This is a genomic window from Undibacterium parvum, assembly GCF_003955735.1.
In the GTDB taxonomy this organism is placed as follows: Bacteria; Pseudomonadota; Gammaproteobacteria; order Burkholderiales; family Burkholderiaceae_D; genus Undibacterium; species Undibacterium parvum.
On sequence record NZ_CP034464.1, the window covers coordinates 644059 to 660878 of the forward strand.

A 16820-nucleotide genomic window follows, 5' to 3' on the forward strand; every position below is an offset into this window, starting at 1 on the left:
TCACTGACCTGCAGAGTTTTTAGACGCCCCCCCTTACCGCTTAAATGCCCAAGAACCATGCTTAACGCTCTCCCCGCAAACTCACCGCCCAAAGTAACGCCTTCCGAAAAAGGCTTACTGGCACGGATACGTACGGCCAGTACGGCACTGAGCCGGGCAGAGCGTCAGGTTGCTGAATTTTTACTGCAAAAGCCACACAATGCATTGGAAATGTCGATACGGGTATTGGCGCAAGCCTGCGATGTCAGCGAACCGACGGTCGCACGGTTTTCGCAATCCATGGGTTTTGATGGCTTTAAAACCTTTAAGATGGCGTTCGCCAAAAGCCTGGCGACCGGTATCCCCTACCTGCATCTGGACGTGAATCAAGCAGATCACGTCAGAGATGTCCTGCCCAAGGTGTTCGATCGCACGATCGCAGCGCTGATGGAGGCACGCAATTCAGCCAACCCTACCAGCTTCGAAGCAGCCGTAAATTTACTGGCACGCGCCCGTCGCATAGAGTGTTACGGGCTGGGTTATTCGGGCGCTTTGGCGGTCGACGCACAGTTAAAATTCTTCCGCTTTGGCATACCCACCACGGTGTTTTGCGATGGCCATTTGCAGGCACAATCGGCATCTTTACTCAACAGCGATTGCCTGGTAGTCGCGTTCTCGCGCACCGGCCGTACCCGCGACCTGATACGCAGCGTACAACTGGCAAAAAATGCCGGAGCTAAAATTTTGGTATTGTGCGCCAGTGGTGGGCCCTTGGCCGACTTGGCCGATGTACACCTGAGCGTAGACGTAGAAGAAGATCCGGATATTTACACGCCTATGACCTCGCGTCTGGCGCATCTGACCTATATCGATGCGCTGGCGGTTGCCGTTACTTTGCTGCGTGGTCCAGCCGCTATTGACATGTTAGAGCGTGCCAAAAACAGCATTAGTGAGAAAAAAATTGACTCTAAACTAGAGTAAACTTCTTCGATTCATCAGCACGCCAGGCGGCTATGTTGTGACTAACCCTGCCGCACTGCAGGGTTAGTCCATCAAAACACTCAATCCTTCAATTTTCTACCCAATTGCGTCGCAACTTCTGTCAAGCTGTCTCTTCCAGTTTCCTTACACCCAACCAAGTACAGGAGTTCACCGGATGAATGCCATCAGCCTACAAGAAGTCGCACAAAACGTCAAAGATCTGCCCAGCCTGCCGGCCATCGTGATGGAACTACTCAACGATGTAGACAATGAGGACGTCGATATTTCGTTGTTAGCCCTCCATGTCAGGATAGATGTCGCCTCACTTAATATGATAAAAAGATGGAGGGCGGAAGTCAGGGTAAGATGAAACGTATTCGATATACAGCAGAACAAAGGGAATGGGCTGTTCAACAAATGATGCCCCCGTTAAACCGAGCAGTGGTGGAATTAGCAAAGGCCACGGGAATTACTACAGTGACGCTACGTGTTTGGCAGAACGTGGCGCGTGAGGAAGGAAGAATTGTGCCTGGAGATGGTAAACAAAGTGATCGCTGGTCCAGCACGGACAAATTTCGCATCGTGCTAGAGGCTGCAGCACTAAGTGAAGTAGAGCTATCGGCGTATTGCAGAACCAAAGGCGTCTATCCAGAACAAGTGACGCAATGGCGTTTAGCCTGCGAGCAGGCCAATGGACAATTGGTGCAGACTAAACCAGATGCCTCACAGACAAAACGCATTGGCGAACTGGAACGCGCCTTAAAAAAGAAAGATGCTGAGTTGGCAGAGTCGGCGGCGCTGCTTGTTTTAAGAAAAAAAGCCGAGGCGATCTGGGGGAGGGAAAAGGACGAATGATCAAAGCCCCAGATCGCCTTGAAGCCCTGACATTGATTAATGAAGCGGTTGCCGCTGGCGCGCGCCAAGACCTTGCTTGCGACATGCTGGGGTTGAGTGTGCGCACCCTACAGCGGTGGCGGCATTCACCACAAGATCGGCGGCCTGATACCATGCATCAGTGTCCTGCAAATAAGCTCAATCAAGCAGAACGTGAGGCATTGTTGGCAGCAGCTAACTGCGCCGAATACGCCAGCATGACGCCGCATCAGATTGTTCCCAAGTTGGCCGACAAAGGAATTTATCTGGCATCGGAATCGACATTTTACCGCGTCATGAAAGCAGCTAATCAAGGACAGCGAAGGGGGCGAAGTAAGAGCCCGCAGAAACGGCCATTGACAACGCATCAAGCAGATGGACCTAACCAAGTGTGGTGCTGGGATATCACCTGGCTACCAAGCACGGTCAAGGGCAGATTCTTTTATTGGTACATGATGAAAGACATCTACAGCCGTAAGCTGGTGGTCAATGAAGTGCATGAAAACGAATCGTCAGAACATGCCAGTCACTTGTTGTGGCGCGGTTGTTTGCGTGAACAAATAGCCGGCAAACCACTGGTGCTGCATTCCGACAATGGCACGGCTATGAAAGGGGCGAACATGCTCTCCGCCATGTACGATCTTGGTGTGGTTCCGTCTTTTAGCCGACCACGTGTCAGCAACGATAACGCCTACGCCGAAGCATTATTTCGTACTGCGAAGTATTGCCCGCAGTGGCCAGAACGGCCATTCGACACCTTGGAAGAAGCGCGTCTCTGGGTACATGAATTCGTCAAATGGTATAACGAAGAACATTGCCATAGCGGCTTGAAATACGTCACTCCAGATCAGCGCCATCGTGGGCAAGCAAGTGTGTTACTTCAGCAGCGTGCACAGGTCTATCAACTAGCCCGTAAAAAAAATCCTCGACGCTGGTCTGGAGAAACGAGAGATTGGACATTAGGCAGTACTGTCTACTTGAATCCTGAACGAGCTCAGATGCAAGAGAAAGATTATATGAAAGCAGCTTAATTTTAAACATTAAAGCGACAACTAGCTTGACACACACCGTTAGCGCAAAAAGTCAGTGGCGATCTGGCGCTGACCGCGAGTACCTTGCGCTATGCCAATTCTGCGTATTACACCACCATGATCAAGGTCACCACGATCCAGCAGGCAATTTGCTTGATGGGCTTGGCGAACGTCAAAAAAATCATCATGATGGCAGCCTTAAGCGGCTGCTTCCCTGAAAACAATTGCAAAGGTTTTGATCATAAGGCGTTCTGGCGGCATTCGATCGCAGTAGCGATTGCCGCCAAGCTGTTAGCCAAACGACTCAATCTCAATGTCGATACCGCCTATACCGCTGGCCTCTTGCACGACTTAGGAGCCTTGGTGTTAGTCACCCAATATCCGCGCCAGTACGAAGCTTGCATCGCTTACCGGCATCAACATCAAATCAGCCAATTCGATGCCGAGCGTCAGGTCTTGGGGATAGATCATGCTGCGGTAGGCATGAGTCTGGCAAACCTATGGAATTTTTCTGAAGTCATGAAAAATGCGATTGCGGGTCACCATCAGCCGGAAACGCCTGGCTTGGGATTCTTGGCAACCGTCATCCATGTCGCGGACGGTATCGCCCATGCCATCGGCGTCAGCAGTACGCCGGATAGCCAGGTGACAGAAGTATCGGGGCAGTCGTGGGAGAGTTTGGATCTGGATCAGACAGTGCTACAAGAGTTAATGCAAGAAACAGCGGCAGAATTAGCGCAAATTAGCCGGGAAGATTTGTAAAAAATCTGCCCTGAATTGCACTAACGTCCCCGCCATTGCCTTTGCGCCGCCACCAAATCCCATCCAAGTTGGCGGCGCGCCTCCTTGGTGTTAAGTGGCGTGGTCGATTGCTCTTGCTGAGAGTGCGGCAACTCTTGATCCTGATGTTTAGCTGGCTGAGAATAGTGTTCCATGATTGCGCCTCTTAATGACATCCTCTATTTGCTTAACGGTTAGTTTTTATTTTTGTTGACGCTAACAAATAAAAATTTTATCTCCGAGCTGCAAAACATGAACGCATTCTATTCTTTACCTTGCACCAATAATTCGGTGATCAACACTGCCTGAATTTTTTCCGAACGCGCATCTTCATTGAGCTGCTGCTTCAATGCCAATTGCGTCTCAGCGATACCTTTAGCGGAACGTAGATCGTCCGGATTCATTGCAGCGATAGTCCTCTGAAAACTATTCTCCAACTCTTTTTTATGCTGTTTCAACCAGTCAGCATCTTCCATATCTATCTGTACCGAAACCCGTAACCTGGCGACGTTTCCATCCATATTGACGATAATTTGCGGGAGAGTCACGTAGTTAAGCCCACTCACATTGCGAGTACTATCCTTGTACATATAAATCAAGCCTGACACGATCAGCAAGCCTAACAGCACTAAGCCTGCAATAGTCTGGGTTAGCCTATCTTTCTTTACCGCAACCACGGGTTTTGTGTTTTTCAATTTAGCGTCCGTTTTGGTAAAAGACTGGGCTGCTGCGATCGATTTTTTTTTCTCGAGCGGGGGATCAGGGACCTCTTTAGCAGCGCTCTGCTGTGTCGTAAAATCTGCTTTTTTTGCTGGCGACGCACCATCGATATTCTCGAAATCGAGTTTTGATGTGAGTAAGTCTCCTTTTGACGAGGGTTTTGACATTACTTATCCTAGTAAAATATATCCACACGGAAACAAAATAAAGATTTTACTGCACATCTAGCCATAGCAATGAAGAAAACTTGCATGCTCTAGCAAGTTCACAAACGAGGCTGGCAAGCGATGTGAACAAGCTGCTTGAAAATTATATGCCCTGGCAATTTCCATTTTATGACAATAGAAAGTATTTATCCGAGTATTTTAAGCGCAGGAAAATACCGTCTCGCTGAGTTTTAAGTCAGCTGGAAGCCGAATTTGGGGAAGAGAGGGAGATCGCAAACAGTATGCGGTATTAATCTGAGAGTTCAGCGCAATACCGCGTTACAAGCTCGGAAAAACTAGGTCTGGGTATTATCTAGATTGAATTGCTTAGGATTTTTACCTGAAATGCCGGCATAAAATTCCTGTATGACTTTCATGTCTTTTTCTATATCGCCAGTAGTATGAAATACTTTACCGATGCCACCGGCCTTACGTTTGAAGTCGAGATAACCTAAGGCAATCGGTACGCCAGCACCATGTGCGATGTAATAAAAGCCGGTTTTCCAGTGCGTCACCTTATTTCTGGTGCCTTCGGGCGGCACGATGACGGTCAATTTTTGATTATCATTGAACGCATTCACCGTACCCTCGACCAAGTTACCAGCACGCGAACGGTCAACCGCAATGCCACCCATCCAGCGCGAGAAGGCACCGAAAAACGGTGGGAACAAACTGGCCTTACCCATCCAATACACATCCAGACGTAATGCGAAACAAATCATCATGGTGTAAGGAAAATCCCAGTTACTGGTGTGAGGTGCGGCGATCAATACATATTTCAGCTCGGATGGTTTTTGGCCCTCGACTTTCCAGCCACACAGACGTAAAACGCAGACAGAAAACCAGCGCATCAGAGTGTTAATAATCGGGGTGTCAAAAATTGTATAGTGCATACCGTAAGCAATTGATATAGGACTTTCGCAAAATTGTTCCAGCTAGGCGTGCCGCCGAAGACAGTACTTTAGTACGGCAAGGCGGATACAAGGACGCTGGGGCGGTTTTGCGTAAGTACTATGATAATAAAAGAAAATATGGAGCCACAAATGTCACGGCATTATAGTGATGCAGCCTCACTATGAGGAGAAAATATCGCCTCAGCCTTAAGATATTTCGCTATTTTTTGCTATCTATAATCGAATTGCTATCGAATAAAACAAAATCGACCATATCGCGTCAATTTTTTTGAAGTACACAAACTGACTACGCTGGACTATTTTTCTATCCACTGCAAGATTGCTTGCCATTGCGCCAGGTCTTTTTCTACTCTTGAAGGGGCAACATCCCACAGAGTAGCACCGTGGGCAGCCAGTTGAATATAATTTTGTGTATCGCGCAGATAGCCAAGAACCGGCAAACCGAGTTGCTTGACATACAGCTCTAATTGTTCGGCGGCACGACTACGGGCATTGACCCGCATCCCCAAGACCCCGACTTCAAAGTTACCTTCCCGCTTGGCGAGTTTTTTAAGAAACTCGTCGGTTGCCAGAATATCAAAAATCGAAGGCTGTAGCGGAACGATTACCTTATCCGCCAGCTTCAACACGGCATCGAGCTTACTGCCTTTGAGACCAGCCGGTGTATCAAGCACGATGTGAGTGGTTCCCTTAGGCGGCTTGGCGATATGCCCGTCCGTCATCTCCCAGGCCTGAATCGCAGGCAAATTTGCCGGGCGTATCGCCAACCAGGCATGTGAGGATTGCTGCACATCGGCGTCTCCCAGCATCACATGATGCCCTTGCGCAGCGAAATAACCAGCAAGATTAGTAGAAAAAGTACTCTTACCAACGCCACCCTTGGGGTTTGCAATGACGATCACCGGCATGATTTTTCCTTTTTGAAGTTGAAAAATATTATTGCGTGTCAGGCACCAATAAAGCCATGTGCTCGGGCGTCAGGTAGCACCACTCGCCCTCTTCCAGCCCCAGAGAAGCTAGTGTTAGCTGACCGATCGCAGTACGGCTTAATGCTGCGCAATGATTGCCAGCGGCGGCTAACATGCGCTTCACCTGGTGATATTTGCCTTGCTCCAGGATGATTTCTAATTGATTCTCGCCCAGACGGCGGCATATTTTTGCTGCCAGCGGTTCTGGCTCATCGTGCAATTTCACGCCAGCCAACAAAGTCTGCACCAATTCATCGGTGACAGGCTCGGCGGCGGTAGCGACATAGATTTTAGGAATGTGGCGTTTGGGCGAGGATTGTGCGTGAATGAAGGGACCATCGTCCGACATCAGCAACATACCGGTGGTGTCGTGATCTAAACGCCCCACCGGCTGCACATCACGCCAGCTAAATTGCTCGGGCAACAAGGTTAATACGCCGGGATGATGACTGGGTTTACGTGAACATTCAAAATTGGCCGGTTTATTGAGGACGATATACAGATGTTCGTGATATTCCCACTCTTCATCAAAAATCGTAAACACCAGCCCCGCAGTTTCAACTGCGGTTTTGTAACTCTTGAGCACTTCACCATTGATGCTCACCTCGCCGTCATCAATTAACTCCCTGCAATATTTACGGGTGCCGAAGCCTTGCGATTGAAGGATGCGATCAAAAGATAATTTACTCATGGTGGGATTGCGGCAGAGGCTAAAGCGCGTATTTTACATTTTTTTTGCGCCGCTACGGTGCTGCTTGAGCTGAAATCAGAGCTTAATCAACGCTTAATCAACGCTTAATCAACGCTTAATCAACGCTTAATCAGCCTTGAGAATGAGGACCTCCAGTGCCGCCATCCCGCAGAAAAAAGCACTAGGCGCAAAGAATGCGCAATATCCATGCGCCTTTCGAGCCGATATTGGTCTGCAGGCCGCACCAGGATTGCGCAATGGCCTGCAGATTTTTGTACTATTGACGAATAGTCAGAAGGTCTTTACGCACCAAACGGCGCATCGATAGACTCGCTTTGTCCGGTAAACCATTTGGGACCTTGCTCTGTCATGTAAAAATGGTCTTCCAGCCGCACGCCAAATTCGCCCTCTATGCAAATCATGGGTTCATTGCTGAAACACATGCCGGCCGCCAGTGGCCGGGTATTGCCCTTGACCAGATACGTCCATTCATGAATATCCAGACCGATGCCGTGGCCGGTGCGGTGTGGCAAACCTGGCGTCTCGTAGCCTGGCCCCAAACCTGCCGCTTCTAAGACTTTACGCGCCGCAGCATCGACTTGTTCACACGGTACGCCGATCTGGGCGGCCTCAAAAGCAGCTGCCTGCGCGCTTTTCTCCAGCTCCCAGATGCTACGCTGACGTGGCGTTGCCTGGCCAAACACATAGCTGCGGGTAATGTCCGAATGGTAGTTTTGTATCTTGCAGCCAGTATCGATCAAGACCATGTCGCCTTCGCGCAAATACTGCGCGCCATCCGGGCCGTGCGGTATCGCCGTTGCGGCACCGAAACTGACGATACAAAAAGTTGAACTACTGCCGCCAAAAGCGCGATGCGCCTGATCAATGAAGGCGGCGACTTCCAGCGAAGAGATCCCCTCATGCAGGATCTTGGCCGCGCGTCTTTGCACTTCCAGTGTGATGATCTTCGCCTTCTGCATCAAGGCTAACTCTGCGGACGATTTATGCATGCGGCATTCCGCCGTCACTGTGCTGGCATTCACGATACTGGTGACTGGCATGGCGCTACGCAAACCATCAAACACAAAAAAAGGCGCGGCTTCGTCCAGCGCTATCCTCTGCGTGGCACAGCCCAGATCGGCCAGTAATTGCGCGACTAATTGATACGGACTCTCGTCTTCTTCCCATAAACGCAGTTGGGCTGATTGCCCCACGGTTTCACGCACTTTCGATTCTTCAAACGTCGGGCAGACGTACACGATCTGGCCTTCGGGAGTGAGCAGCGCGCCTATCAGTCTCTCACTTTGATACCATTGCAAACCAGTGAAATAGTACAGACTAGTGCTGGCAGTGAGCAGCATGCCGTCTATGCCTTGCAGGCGCATCAACATGGCAGCCTTATTCACGCGGCTGCTACGTTCAGCAGCGGAAATGGGCAGCACGTCCGACAGATCAGGTCGTATTCCGGCCAATTGAATTGCTGCAGTAGAGCCGCCTATGCTGTTGAAATGATGTGCCATATTTTTGAGTTTTCTTATGTGGTCGAAAAATGCGAACGATGCAGCGCTATGCGGGAATGAGGGACTGCGGGAAGTCATTAATGTACCCACATCAGCGGCTATCGTCTTGATTATCCCGGCCTATAGCATGACGAAATCTGCACAAGTCCAAATTTTGCCCGAAAAAAAACGGGCTTGCCGTCGCCGGCGAGCCCGTTTTTTGCATCACTGCATCTGTCTCGGCTACTAGTTACATTCTCGCTTGTATCAGGCGACCTAATTTTTGTATGCCTTCGTTAATCCGTTCTGGCGACACGGTAACGAAGCTCAATCGCAAGGTATTGGTCTCAGGATTATCCGCATAGAAAGGCGCACCGGGAACAAAGGCGACATTCTCGGCCAACGCGGCATCGAGCAACTGCTTGCTATCGATATGCTTAGGCAAAGTCACCCAGATAAACATGCCGCCTTCCGGACGTGTCCAGCTCACCGACTCAGGGAAATACTTCTTCATGGCAGCTAACATGACATCGCACTGTCCAGAATAAAAGCTACGGATAGTCGGAATATGCTCACTCAGGAAACCGTCTTTAATCACTTCATACACTGCCATTTGAGTCAGCGTCGAAGTATGCAAATCAGCGGCCTGCTTGGCTTGTTCTAGTTTGCGTATCAGCGGAATCGGCGCAACGATGTAGCCCAGACGTATGCCAGGAGTGAGCACCTTAGAGAACGATCCCATGTAAATCACGCCGCCCGGATTCATGTTGAGCAACTTAGGCAAAGGTTCGCCCCGATAGCAAAGGTCGCCGTAAGGATTATCTTCAATCAAAGGCACGCGCAGTCTGGCGCAAGTCTCTACCAATTCGTAACGACGCTCTACCGAAAGGGTACGGCCGGTCGGATTTTGAAAGTTAGGTAAGGCGTACAGCAAACGCGCGCCCTCGCCTTTGGCAGCAACCGAGGCCGGGATCAGGCCATGCTCATCCATTTCTATCGAGACGAACTTCGGCTGGTACACCGAGAACGCCTGCAAGGCCCCCAGATAACTAGGAGTCTCGACCATGATGTTACTGCCTTCATCGATCAGCACTTTACCCAACAGATCCAGGCCTTGCTGCGATCCGGACACCATCATGATCTGCTCTGGCAAAATTTGGCTGTCGCTGGTCGATAAAGAATCGGCGATAAACGCACGCAGTGGCGTATAGCCATCGGTAGGGCCATATTGCAATGCCGTTTTGCCGTTTTCTGACAAGACTTTATCGAAAGCGGCGCGCATGCGCTCTACCGGAAAAGTTTCTGGCGATGGCAAACCACCGGCAAAAGAAATCACTTCAGGGCGCTGGGTAACTTTGAGAATCTCGCGGATTACCGAGCTTTGCAGCTGCTCGGCGCGTACCGAAAATTTCCAATCGATAGGAGTAGGGTTTTCAAGTTTCATGCTGGTCTCACCTGGAAGTATTTTATTTGTGCTTAGGTATTTTTTTGTCGCACCCACAGTGCGGCAGAAATCATGCGCTTGCGCGGTTTTTAGCTTTAAGCGATTTCAACGATCATTTCGATTTCTACGCAGGCACCCATAGGGATTTGCGCCACGCCAAAGGCAGAACGGGCATGCTTGCCTTGCGCGCCAAACACCTCGGCGATCAATTCAGAAGCACCGTTGGTGACCAAGTGCTGCTCGGTATAGTCAGGGGTAGAATTGACCAGACTCATCACTTTTACGATACGCTTGACCCGGTTTAAGTCCCCACCGCAGGCGTCTTGCAAAGTGGCGATCATATCAATCGCAATCGCACGCGCCGCCAGATTACCTTCGGCGGTCATCATATCTTTACCCAATTGACCAACCCATACCTTGCCGTCTTTTTTCGCGATATGACCAGACAAAAAGACGGTATTGCCCATTTGCGCGTGCATCACATAGGCCGCGACCGGTACCGCAACAACCGGCAAAGTGATATTGAGTGCGTTCAGTTTTTCGTAAAAGGACATGGCTGTTTCCAAAAAATGGGGCCGCATGGTCAGGCAAGCGGCAAAGGGTTGATTGAGAGTAGTGAGAAATTTTTGCGAATTTTGCTTTATCGATTCCGACTAACTTGCATGGTTTTTTTATTTGTGAGGGATACGGCAATCCTCCATTGTACGACCCTGATGCCACGATTAATACCCCCAATTCGTGGCACTAGGCTTGATTTAATTTGGCGTTTGTGGCTTTTTTTGCAAACTTACCGTCGAATATTCATGCGTCGTCCTAGTCCCACCACGGCAATCACCGCCAGCGCAAATAGCAAATTCGTCACAGTCAGCGCCTCGCCTAAAATACAGGCGGCGCCCAACAAGCTCAGAAATGGTTGCAACAATTGCACCTGCCCGACTCTGGCAATACCACCGATAGCCAAACCCTTGTACCAAAAAAAGAAACCTATGAACATGGAAAACACCGAAACATAGGCAAAACTCAGCCAGGCCTTGGGCGATGCATTCAGACCGTAATGCCAGGCCAGCCAGACAGTAAGCGGCAACAACAGCGGCATAGACAAGACCAGTGACCAGGAAATCACCTGCTGGCCACCCATGCTTTGCGCCAAACGCCCGCCCTCCGCATAGCCCATCGCGGCCAAAACAACCGCCGCAAACAAGGCCAGATCGGCCATCTGGAAAGCGCCACCGCCCTGCTGCAAGGCAAAGCCCACCACTAAGCCACTACCAATCAGCGCCATGATCCAAAAGCCCGCCGATGGCCGCTCTTTAAAACGCAAGGCAGCGAAAATGGCGGTCGCCAGAGGCAAGATGCCGAGCACCACAGCACCATGCGCGGCCGGTACATAACGCATCGCGATCGAAGAAAATACTGGGAAGCCGATCACACAGCCCAAAGCGCTCAGCAACAAGGGCTTGATCTGCGCCTTGGTGGGCCAACTCGCCCGCATGCGCCATAGCAGCAGCGCCGCCAGCACAGCTGCCACCACAGCACGCCCCAGCGCCACAAACACAGGATTAAGTTCCGCCACCGCCATCCGTGTAAACGGCAAAGTCAGGCTAAAAATCGCCACCCCCACGGCGCCTAGCAGCATGCCCTTGCTGTCATCGCTGATGCCATGTTTGATCGCCAGATCGGTGTCTGCCAGGCCGCCTGTTTTTGTACTTGCGGCTGTATTTACATTAGTCATCATGCTGCCCATCTTGTTTGAGTAAGAACCTCTGCATATTTATCATGATCGACATTGCCGCCACTGAGTGACAATCCCACTTTTAAACCGGCTAGCGCCGCCTTGTTTTGCAGCGCCGCCGCCAGCGCCGCAGCGCCGGCTCCTTCGGCTACATTATGGGTCGCCAAAAACAGTAATTTCATGGCGGCAGCGATCTCCTCATCGCTAACCGCCATTATCTCAGTAACATGTTCGAAGATCACCGCCAGCGAAGCATCATCCGGCACCCGGCATGCCATGCCGTCGGCCAACACGGTGCTCACTGGCGAGGCAATATTTTTACCCTGCTCAAACGACAGCTTATAAGCCAAGGCATGGCTAGATACTACCCCGATTAACTTAGTCCTTAAACCTAGGGCATTGCGCGCCGCCACTGCGCCGCAAATACCTGAGCCCTGGCCGATGGGCACATACACAACATCCAAGTCGGGCTGCGCGGTAAAAAATTCCATCCAATAGGTGGCGACGCCGCGCACCAGATCGGTATGCAGCGAGGGCACCATATGCCAGCCCTGTTGCTGCGCCAGCGCCATTGCATGTTCACGGCTCTCTTGAAAATCATTACCATGTTCGATCAAATCAGCACCCAGAGCGCGCATCGCGGCATTTTTTTCTGCGCTATTCCCAAGCGGAACAACGATAGTCACTTTGATGCCATGTGGACGTGCTGCATACGCAATCGACTGACCATGGTTGCCACGGGTGGCCGAAATCACACCGCGCAGCGCTGGTTCGCGCTGCATCAGTTCGTGCAGATACACCAGACCGCCGCGCACCTTGAAGGCACCGGTAGGCGTGTGATTCTCGTGCTTGAGCCAGACCTCGGTACCCAGCGCTTCGCATAATAATGGCCATGCGTATTGAGCGGTCGCGGGCATGCTGGCGTAGACGATCTGAGCGGCAGATGTTAAGGCGGCTTGATTCGGCAAAGAAAATTTCATGCTGAGCTCCTGAATTTGGATTATGCTATCCTAGCCCAAAAAACCAATACAGTACCAATACAATAATTTAGATAGATTGCACACTGTTATGGTCGCTTTTCCAGTACAGATTTTCGTTTCTTTTATGGAGTCAGCTCATGCGTAGCTCGCCTATTATTTCCAACCCTATCGTTTCACGCGAGTCCGGCGGCTCGCTGGTCGAGCAAATCGTGCGCTCGGTGGCTAGCCGGATTGACGACAAACTGTTGCGCACCGGTGCCCGCATGCCTTCGATACGCCAGTTCGCCGACGAGCAGCAAGTCTCGCGCTTTACCGTGGTCGAGGCTTACGATAGGCTGGTAGCGAATGGCTATCTGGAATCGCGCCGCGGCTCGGGGTTTTTCGTGCGCGAACGCGCCTCTATGCTGGCCAATAATCATGCGGTTGCGCTGGCGAATCCGGTCGCGCAACAGTTTGACGTGGTGTGGTTAGTGCGCAATATGTTCCGCCAGTTGCCGCCGCAAAAAATGCCGGGCTCGGGCGTCTTACCGCACGATTGGCTAGATGGTGAATTAGTCGCCAATGGCTTGCGCGCGATCAGCCGCGTCAACTCTAGCCAGCTACTGCACTACGGCACGCCGCAAGGCTTTATGCCGCTGCGCCAGCAACTGCAACTCAAACTGGCCGAGCTAGAGATCGCGGCCGCGCCCGAACAAATCGTCACCACCAGCGGCGTCACCCAGGCGCTAGACTTGGTCGCGCGCGAGTTCACCCAACCCGGCGACACCATCTTTGTCGATGACCCGGCCTGGTTTTTGATGTTCGGCTCTTTCTCCATACTCGGTGCCAAAGTAATCGGCATCCCGCGCCTGCATGATGGCCCGGATGTCGCCAAGTTAGCCGAGCTGGCTGCCCTGCACAAACCCAAGCTCTACATCATCAACTCGGTGATGCATAACCCCACCTCGACCTCACTGTCGGCAGCCAAGGCGTTTCAGGTTTTAAAAACCGCCGAACAGCATGATTTTATGATCGTCGAAGACGACATCTATTGCGATATGCACCCCGGCACCGCAGTGCAGCCAGCCACCCGTTTGGCGGCGCTCGATCAACTCAATCGCGTGATCTATCTGGGCGGCTTCTCCAAAACCCTGGCGGCCAATTTACGGGTAGGCTTCATCGCCACTTCGCCGCAATTAGCGATCCGGCTGTCAGACCGCAAGATGCTCTCGACCCTGACCACTACCGAGATCGGCGAGCGCGTGGTGTATAAAATTCTCTCGGAAGGCCATTACCGCAAACATGTGGACCGCATCCGCGGCAAGCTCGACAGCGTGCGTGACGACGTCACCAAACGGGTAGAAAACCTGGGCATGAAAGTCGAATACCGCACTCCGGCCGGGATGTTTTTGTGGGTAGAAACCAGCTGCGACAGCATCGCCCTGGCCGAAAAAGCGCTGGAACAAGGCATACTGCTGGCACCCGGCAGCTTGTTTTCACCGAATCAATTGCCATCGAGCCGCATGCGCATCAACATCGCCGCCATGTCCGACCCCGGCGTCTGGGCGTTTCTGGAAAAAGAAATCGGCTAGCCACCCACCTTGCATTCACCGCAAAATCAACACTGGCCCAAGCCGCATATCCCATGCGGCCCGCAGGCCAGGCAGGCTGGAAAGGCGCATGGACTATGCGCGCTGGCGGCATGCTTCTTTTAGTTTACCAAAAGCGCCACCAAGGTCTGATCTTTGCTGCCGCAGTCAGCTTGGCTTGATGTTCTATGGCAGCAAGCTCAGTCAATTTTTTTGTAAACTGGGTATTCGCCTGTTCGCCAAGCAGCGCCATGCTATTTGTGAGTTCAGTTTGTAGTGCCTGATTGGCCACGAGATTACTATTGGAAAATTTACTTCCTAGTGCCGATGAATAGAACCTATTGAGCTCCTGGAGTTCGCCCAGCGACAATTGATGGGCAAATATGCTTGCCATCGCATTCGTGTATTGATCCCCCTGAAAGTAATTACAGGCCAGATCAAAGTAGGCCTGATAGGCCATCTTGACCTCGGGCCAGGTAGTCGATTGCGGCGTTAAACCCATGAAATAGTCGGGAGTGCTCTTGACGACGCTCTCTGCGCTGCGGCTCTTGGCGCTCTCCTTACATTGCCGTACGCTATCATCGAGTATGTTTTCGAAGCGCATCAAAGCCACTAATTGCAATGCGGCTCGCTTACGTTCGAGCTCAGGCTCGGGCGCTACTCCAGGCCCTACACTAGGCTGCTGAATCTGCGTTTGCTTAGGCAAGACAGGCGGACTGGCAAGCGCGGGCGGCGTCTGCGCCGCCGGAGCGGTCAGCAGCTTGACTAGCCTTTGTGCAGCTAATTGCTCAGTCAGTTCGGCCAATGTGGTTCGTATATTTTTTCCGACAAAAATCTGCGGTTCGGATTCTGTAAAGTCTTCCGCCCTCTCGCGCTTGGCGATCACTGGCTTGGCTAATTCAAAGGCATCAATAAAGGAATCTGTTTTCTGTAAAGCTTGCTCGAAATAGGCTTTACCAAAATAAGTAAAATCGGCCTCATTGCTGCAGCCAAACGAGGTTTTATCGAAAGCGGCAGAGCTCATCACTAAGGTGTTTTCATCTTTGAGTGCATCGATAAAACCGCCTGAATAACAAGCCGAAATCACGATCACACGCCGCTTGATGCCGGACTTGTCGAGCATCTCACGCAAACGTTTCGGATCTAAATGATTGAAACGCATGCTGCCGAAGTTGAGTGAGAATCTATGCTCTTTTGATCCGTGTGAGCTCAGATACAAAAACAAGACATCCTGGTCTTTTTGCATCACATCGCCCACCCGCTGCAGCGCCATTTGCAAACTGGTGGCGCTGGCAATCGGCACTGTGCTGGCGCTCTTGGGGTTGTTAATCAAGCTTATGGTATGGCCAGTGGTGGCATAGCGCCGTTTAAATAGCGCGCTAACGTAATCGACTTCTTTCATAAAAACATCTTGATCCGAATACCCCGCCACGCCGACAAAAAATACCTGAATACCGGCCAACTGACTCGGCTGTAGCGCCGCCAAGGCGCGCTCTAAAAGTTGTGGCTGCAAATAAAATACATCCTCACTCTCCAGTATACGATGTTGGGCGTCCCATTTGGCGCTAGCCTCGCTGTCATATGCAGCCACCCAGAGACTCTGATCGAGATAGATGTGTGATAAAGGAAAAGCGATGATTGCCACCGTCAGGAATAGCGCCGCAATTCTTTTTAGCCCGGCGATCTGCAGCACTCGGCAAGCCGCCGTAGCACAGGCCAAAGCCAACAAAAAAAGTAAAATCGCGTCGCTGCGATGTAGCCATTGCGAGACCGCAACGGGAAAAAATTTTTGCTCTAAACCCCAACTCAGTATGTATTGAAAAACCTGGTAGTAGAGCGATATCGAGCTCAAGAGTATCAGTATCGATAAGGTTTTTTCGGGCTGCCGCGCGAGCCGGCATAGCGCCCAGGCGGCCACTATCAGCAAAGGCAAGGCAAATAAGGCACCGGGCAAGCCATACCAGGATGGATGTCCATGGATTCCGACCTCCAGAAAATCCCGACCGAATTTGAGCACGAGAGACAGTAGCGTCAGCAAGATCAGTTGCGACCAATTGGCATTTTTCTTCTCTGGATCGATGCGTAAAAATAGGGCGCCAGCTAAACCTGCCTTCAGATGCGCAAACAGTACGGAGACTGCGGAAGCTGAGGAGAGTGGAGAAGTATTGACGCTGCTGAGGCTGACATCCATGTTATTTAATATTGGAATACAAAGAGTTGAAGTGTATTACTTTAATTATCAAATAGGACATTATTATTTTTGTTTAGCTTCGCTGTTTGCCTAAATGGGCCCGTCAAAAATCGAATTTATCCAAAATGAATGCGACTAAACCTAGTATCCATGGGCCTTCGCAGCCAATATCGTGCCAGCAGGCGCATATCTATTGCGCCTGCTGGCTTGGATTTTATGTGCAGATAAAAAATAGGCTGCCCGCAAGGGCAGCCTAAATGGAC

At 51.1% G+C, this 16820-nt stretch carries 15 protein-coding genes and 1 pseudogene; 5 read left to right on the forward strand and 11 right to left on the reverse strand.

The features are described 5' to 3' along the window. Positions 1-57 precede the first annotated feature (57 nt). From EJN92_RS02870 to EJN92_RS02885, 4 genes and pseudogenes are all read left to right on the forward strand, one after another. On the forward strand, positions 58-960 hold the full coding sequence (locus tag EJN92_RS02870; RefSeq protein WP_126126444.1) for an SIS domain-containing protein: 903 nt from the start codon (positions 58-60) through the stop codon (positions 958-960). A gap of 175 nt (positions 961-1135) precedes the next feature. Beyond that, on the forward strand, positions 1136-1330 hold the full coding sequence (locus EJN92_RS02875; protein ID WP_126126445.1) for a hypothetical protein: 195 nt from the start codon (positions 1136-1138) through the stop codon (positions 1328-1330). Next, a protein-coding gene (locus EJN92_RS02880) for an IS3 family transposase (protein WP_407701518.1) occupies positions 1327-2864 on the forward strand; the annotation gives its coding sequence in 2 pieces (ribosomal slippage) (positions 1327-1801 and positions 1801-2864; 1539 coding nt in all). The genes EJN92_RS02875 and EJN92_RS02880 overlap by 4 nt, the downstream gene beginning before the upstream one ends. 51 nt (positions 2865-2915) lie before the next feature. After that, a pseudogene (locus EJN92_RS02885) lies at positions 2916-3626 on the forward strand (HDOD domain-containing protein); the annotation flags it as partial. Between the two features lie 20 nt (positions 3627-3646). Here EJN92_RS02885 and EJN92_RS21400 read toward each other — a convergent pair. The 10 genes from EJN92_RS21400 to EJN92_RS02930 all read right to left on the reverse strand — a co-directional run bounded on the left by EJN92_RS21400 (position 3647) and on the right by EJN92_RS02930 (position 12798). Then, positions 3647-3799, reverse strand: a complete 153-nt coding sequence (locus EJN92_RS21400; protein WP_157984302.1) for a hypothetical protein — start codon at positions 3797-3799, stop codon at positions 3647-3649. A 108-nt stretch (positions 3800-3907) separates the two neighbouring features. Continuing rightward, complete coding sequence (locus EJN92_RS02890) at positions 3908-4531, reverse strand: flagellar basal body-associated FliL family protein (protein ID WP_126126447.1); 624 nt, start codon at positions 4529-4531, stop codon at positions 3908-3910. A 335-nt stretch (positions 4532-4866) separates the two neighbouring features. Beyond that, positions 4867-5463, reverse strand: coding sequence for a lysophospholipid acyltransferase family protein (locus EJN92_RS02895; protein ID WP_126126448.1), 597 nt, complete (start codon positions 5461-5463; stop codon positions 4867-4869). A gap of 317 nt (positions 5464-5780) precedes the next feature. After that, on the reverse strand, positions 5781-6392 hold the full coding sequence (locus EJN92_RS02900; protein ID WP_126126449.1) for a ParA family protein: 612 nt from the start codon (positions 6390-6392) through the stop codon (positions 5781-5783). Between the two features lie 28 nt (positions 6393-6420). Continuing rightward, entirely contained in the window at positions 6421-7143 is a 723-nt protein-coding gene (locus tag EJN92_RS02905) for a pseudouridine synthase (RefSeq protein ID WP_126126450.1), read from the reverse strand. 302 nt (positions 7144-7445) lie between these two features. Next, positions 7446-8663, reverse strand: a complete 1218-nt coding sequence (locus tag EJN92_RS02910) for a M24 family metallopeptidase (RefSeq protein WP_126126451.1) — start codon at positions 8661-8663, stop codon at positions 7446-7448. A 229-nt stretch (positions 8664-8892) separates the two neighbouring features. Further along, positions 8893-10086, reverse strand: coding sequence for an aminotransferase-like domain-containing protein (locus tag EJN92_RS02915; RefSeq protein WP_126126452.1), 1194 nt, complete (start codon positions 10084-10086; stop codon positions 8893-8895). 95 nt (positions 10087-10181) lie between these two features. After that, positions 10182-10640, reverse strand: coding sequence for a RidA family protein (locus EJN92_RS02920; protein ID WP_126126453.1), 459 nt, complete (start codon positions 10638-10640; stop codon positions 10182-10184). A 233-nt stretch (positions 10641-10873) separates the two neighbouring features. Beyond that, complete coding sequence (locus EJN92_RS02925; protein WP_126129738.1) at positions 10874-11722, reverse strand: DMT family transporter; 849 nt, start codon at positions 11720-11722, stop codon at positions 10874-10876. Positions 11723-11817: 95 nt separating this feature from the next. Beyond that, entirely contained in the window at positions 11818-12798 is a 981-nt protein-coding gene (locus tag EJN92_RS02930) for a threonine dehydratase (RefSeq protein WP_126126454.1), read from the reverse strand. A 137-nt stretch (positions 12799-12935) separates the two neighbouring features. Between EJN92_RS02930 and EJN92_RS02935 the strand changes: the two genes are divergently transcribed. Continuing rightward, complete coding sequence (locus EJN92_RS02935; RefSeq protein ID WP_126126455.1) at positions 12936-14369, forward strand: aminotransferase-like domain-containing protein; 1434 nt, start codon at positions 12936-12938, stop codon at positions 14367-14369. Positions 14370-14493: 124 nt separating this feature from the next. On the opposite strand, the gene EJN92_RS02940 is transcribed toward EJN92_RS02935, so the two are convergent. Beyond that, positions 14494-16557, reverse strand: a complete 2064-nt coding sequence (locus EJN92_RS02940) for a C13 family peptidase (protein ID WP_126126456.1) — start codon at positions 16555-16557, stop codon at positions 14494-14496. Positions 16558-16820 lie beyond the last annotated feature (263 nt).

What these genes read in the sequence shown, in the direction of transcription:
- EJN92_RS02910 (WP_126126451.1), bottom strand. Translation starts at nt 8,663, where the DNA reads ATGGCACATCATTTCAACAGCATAGGCGGCTCTACTGCAGCAATTCAA.
- EJN92_RS02915 (WP_126126452.1), bottom strand. Translation starts at nt 10,086, where the DNA reads ATGAAACTTGAAAACCCTACTCCTATCGATTGGAAATTTTCGGTACGC.
- EJN92_RS21400 (WP_157984302.1), bottom strand. Translation starts at nt 3,799, where the DNA reads ATGGAACACTATTCTCAGCCAGCTAAACATCAGGATCAAGAGTTGCCG.
- EJN92_RS02900 (WP_126126449.1), bottom strand. Translation starts at nt 6,392, where the DNA reads ATGCCGGTGATCGTCATTGCAAACCCCAAGGGTGGCGTTGGTAAGAGT.
- EJN92_RS02890 (WP_126126447.1), bottom strand. Translation starts at nt 4,531, where the DNA reads ATGTCAAAACCCTCGTCAAAAGGAGACTTACTCACATCAAAACTCGAT.
- EJN92_RS02895 (WP_126126448.1), bottom strand. Translation starts at nt 5,463, where the DNA reads ATGCACTATACAATTTTTGACACCCCGATTATTAACACTCTGATGCGC.
- EJN92_RS02935 (WP_126126455.1), top strand. Translation starts at nt 12,936, where the DNA reads ATGCGTAGCTCGCCTATTATTTCCAACCCTATCGTTTCACGCGAGTCC.
- EJN92_RS02940 (WP_126126456.1), bottom strand. Translation starts at nt 16,557, where the DNA reads ATGGATGTCAGCCTCAGCAGCGTCAATACTTCTCCACTCTCCTCAGCT.
- EJN92_RS02905 (WP_126126450.1), bottom strand. Translation starts at nt 7,143, where the DNA reads ATGAGTAAATTATCTTTTGATCGCATCCTTCAATCGCAAGGCTTCGGC.
- EJN92_RS02870 (WP_126126444.1), top strand. Translation starts at nt 58, where the DNA reads ATGCTTAACGCTCTCCCCGCAAACTCACCGCCCAAAGTAACGCCTTCC.
- EJN92_RS02930 (WP_126126454.1), bottom strand. Translation starts at nt 12,798, where the DNA reads ATGAAATTTTCTTTGCCGAATCAAGCCGCCTTAACATCTGCCGCTCAG.
- EJN92_RS02920 (WP_126126453.1), bottom strand. Translation starts at nt 10,640, where the DNA reads ATGTCCTTTTACGAAAAACTGAACGCACTCAATATCACTTTGCCGGTT.
- EJN92_RS02925 (WP_126129738.1), bottom strand. Translation starts at nt 11,722, where the DNA reads ATGCTGCTAGGCGCCGTGGGGGTGGCGATTTTTAGCCTGACTTTGCCG.
- EJN92_RS02875 (WP_126126445.1), top strand. Translation starts at nt 1,136, where the DNA reads ATGAATGCCATCAGCCTACAAGAAGTCGCACAAAACGTCAAAGATCTG.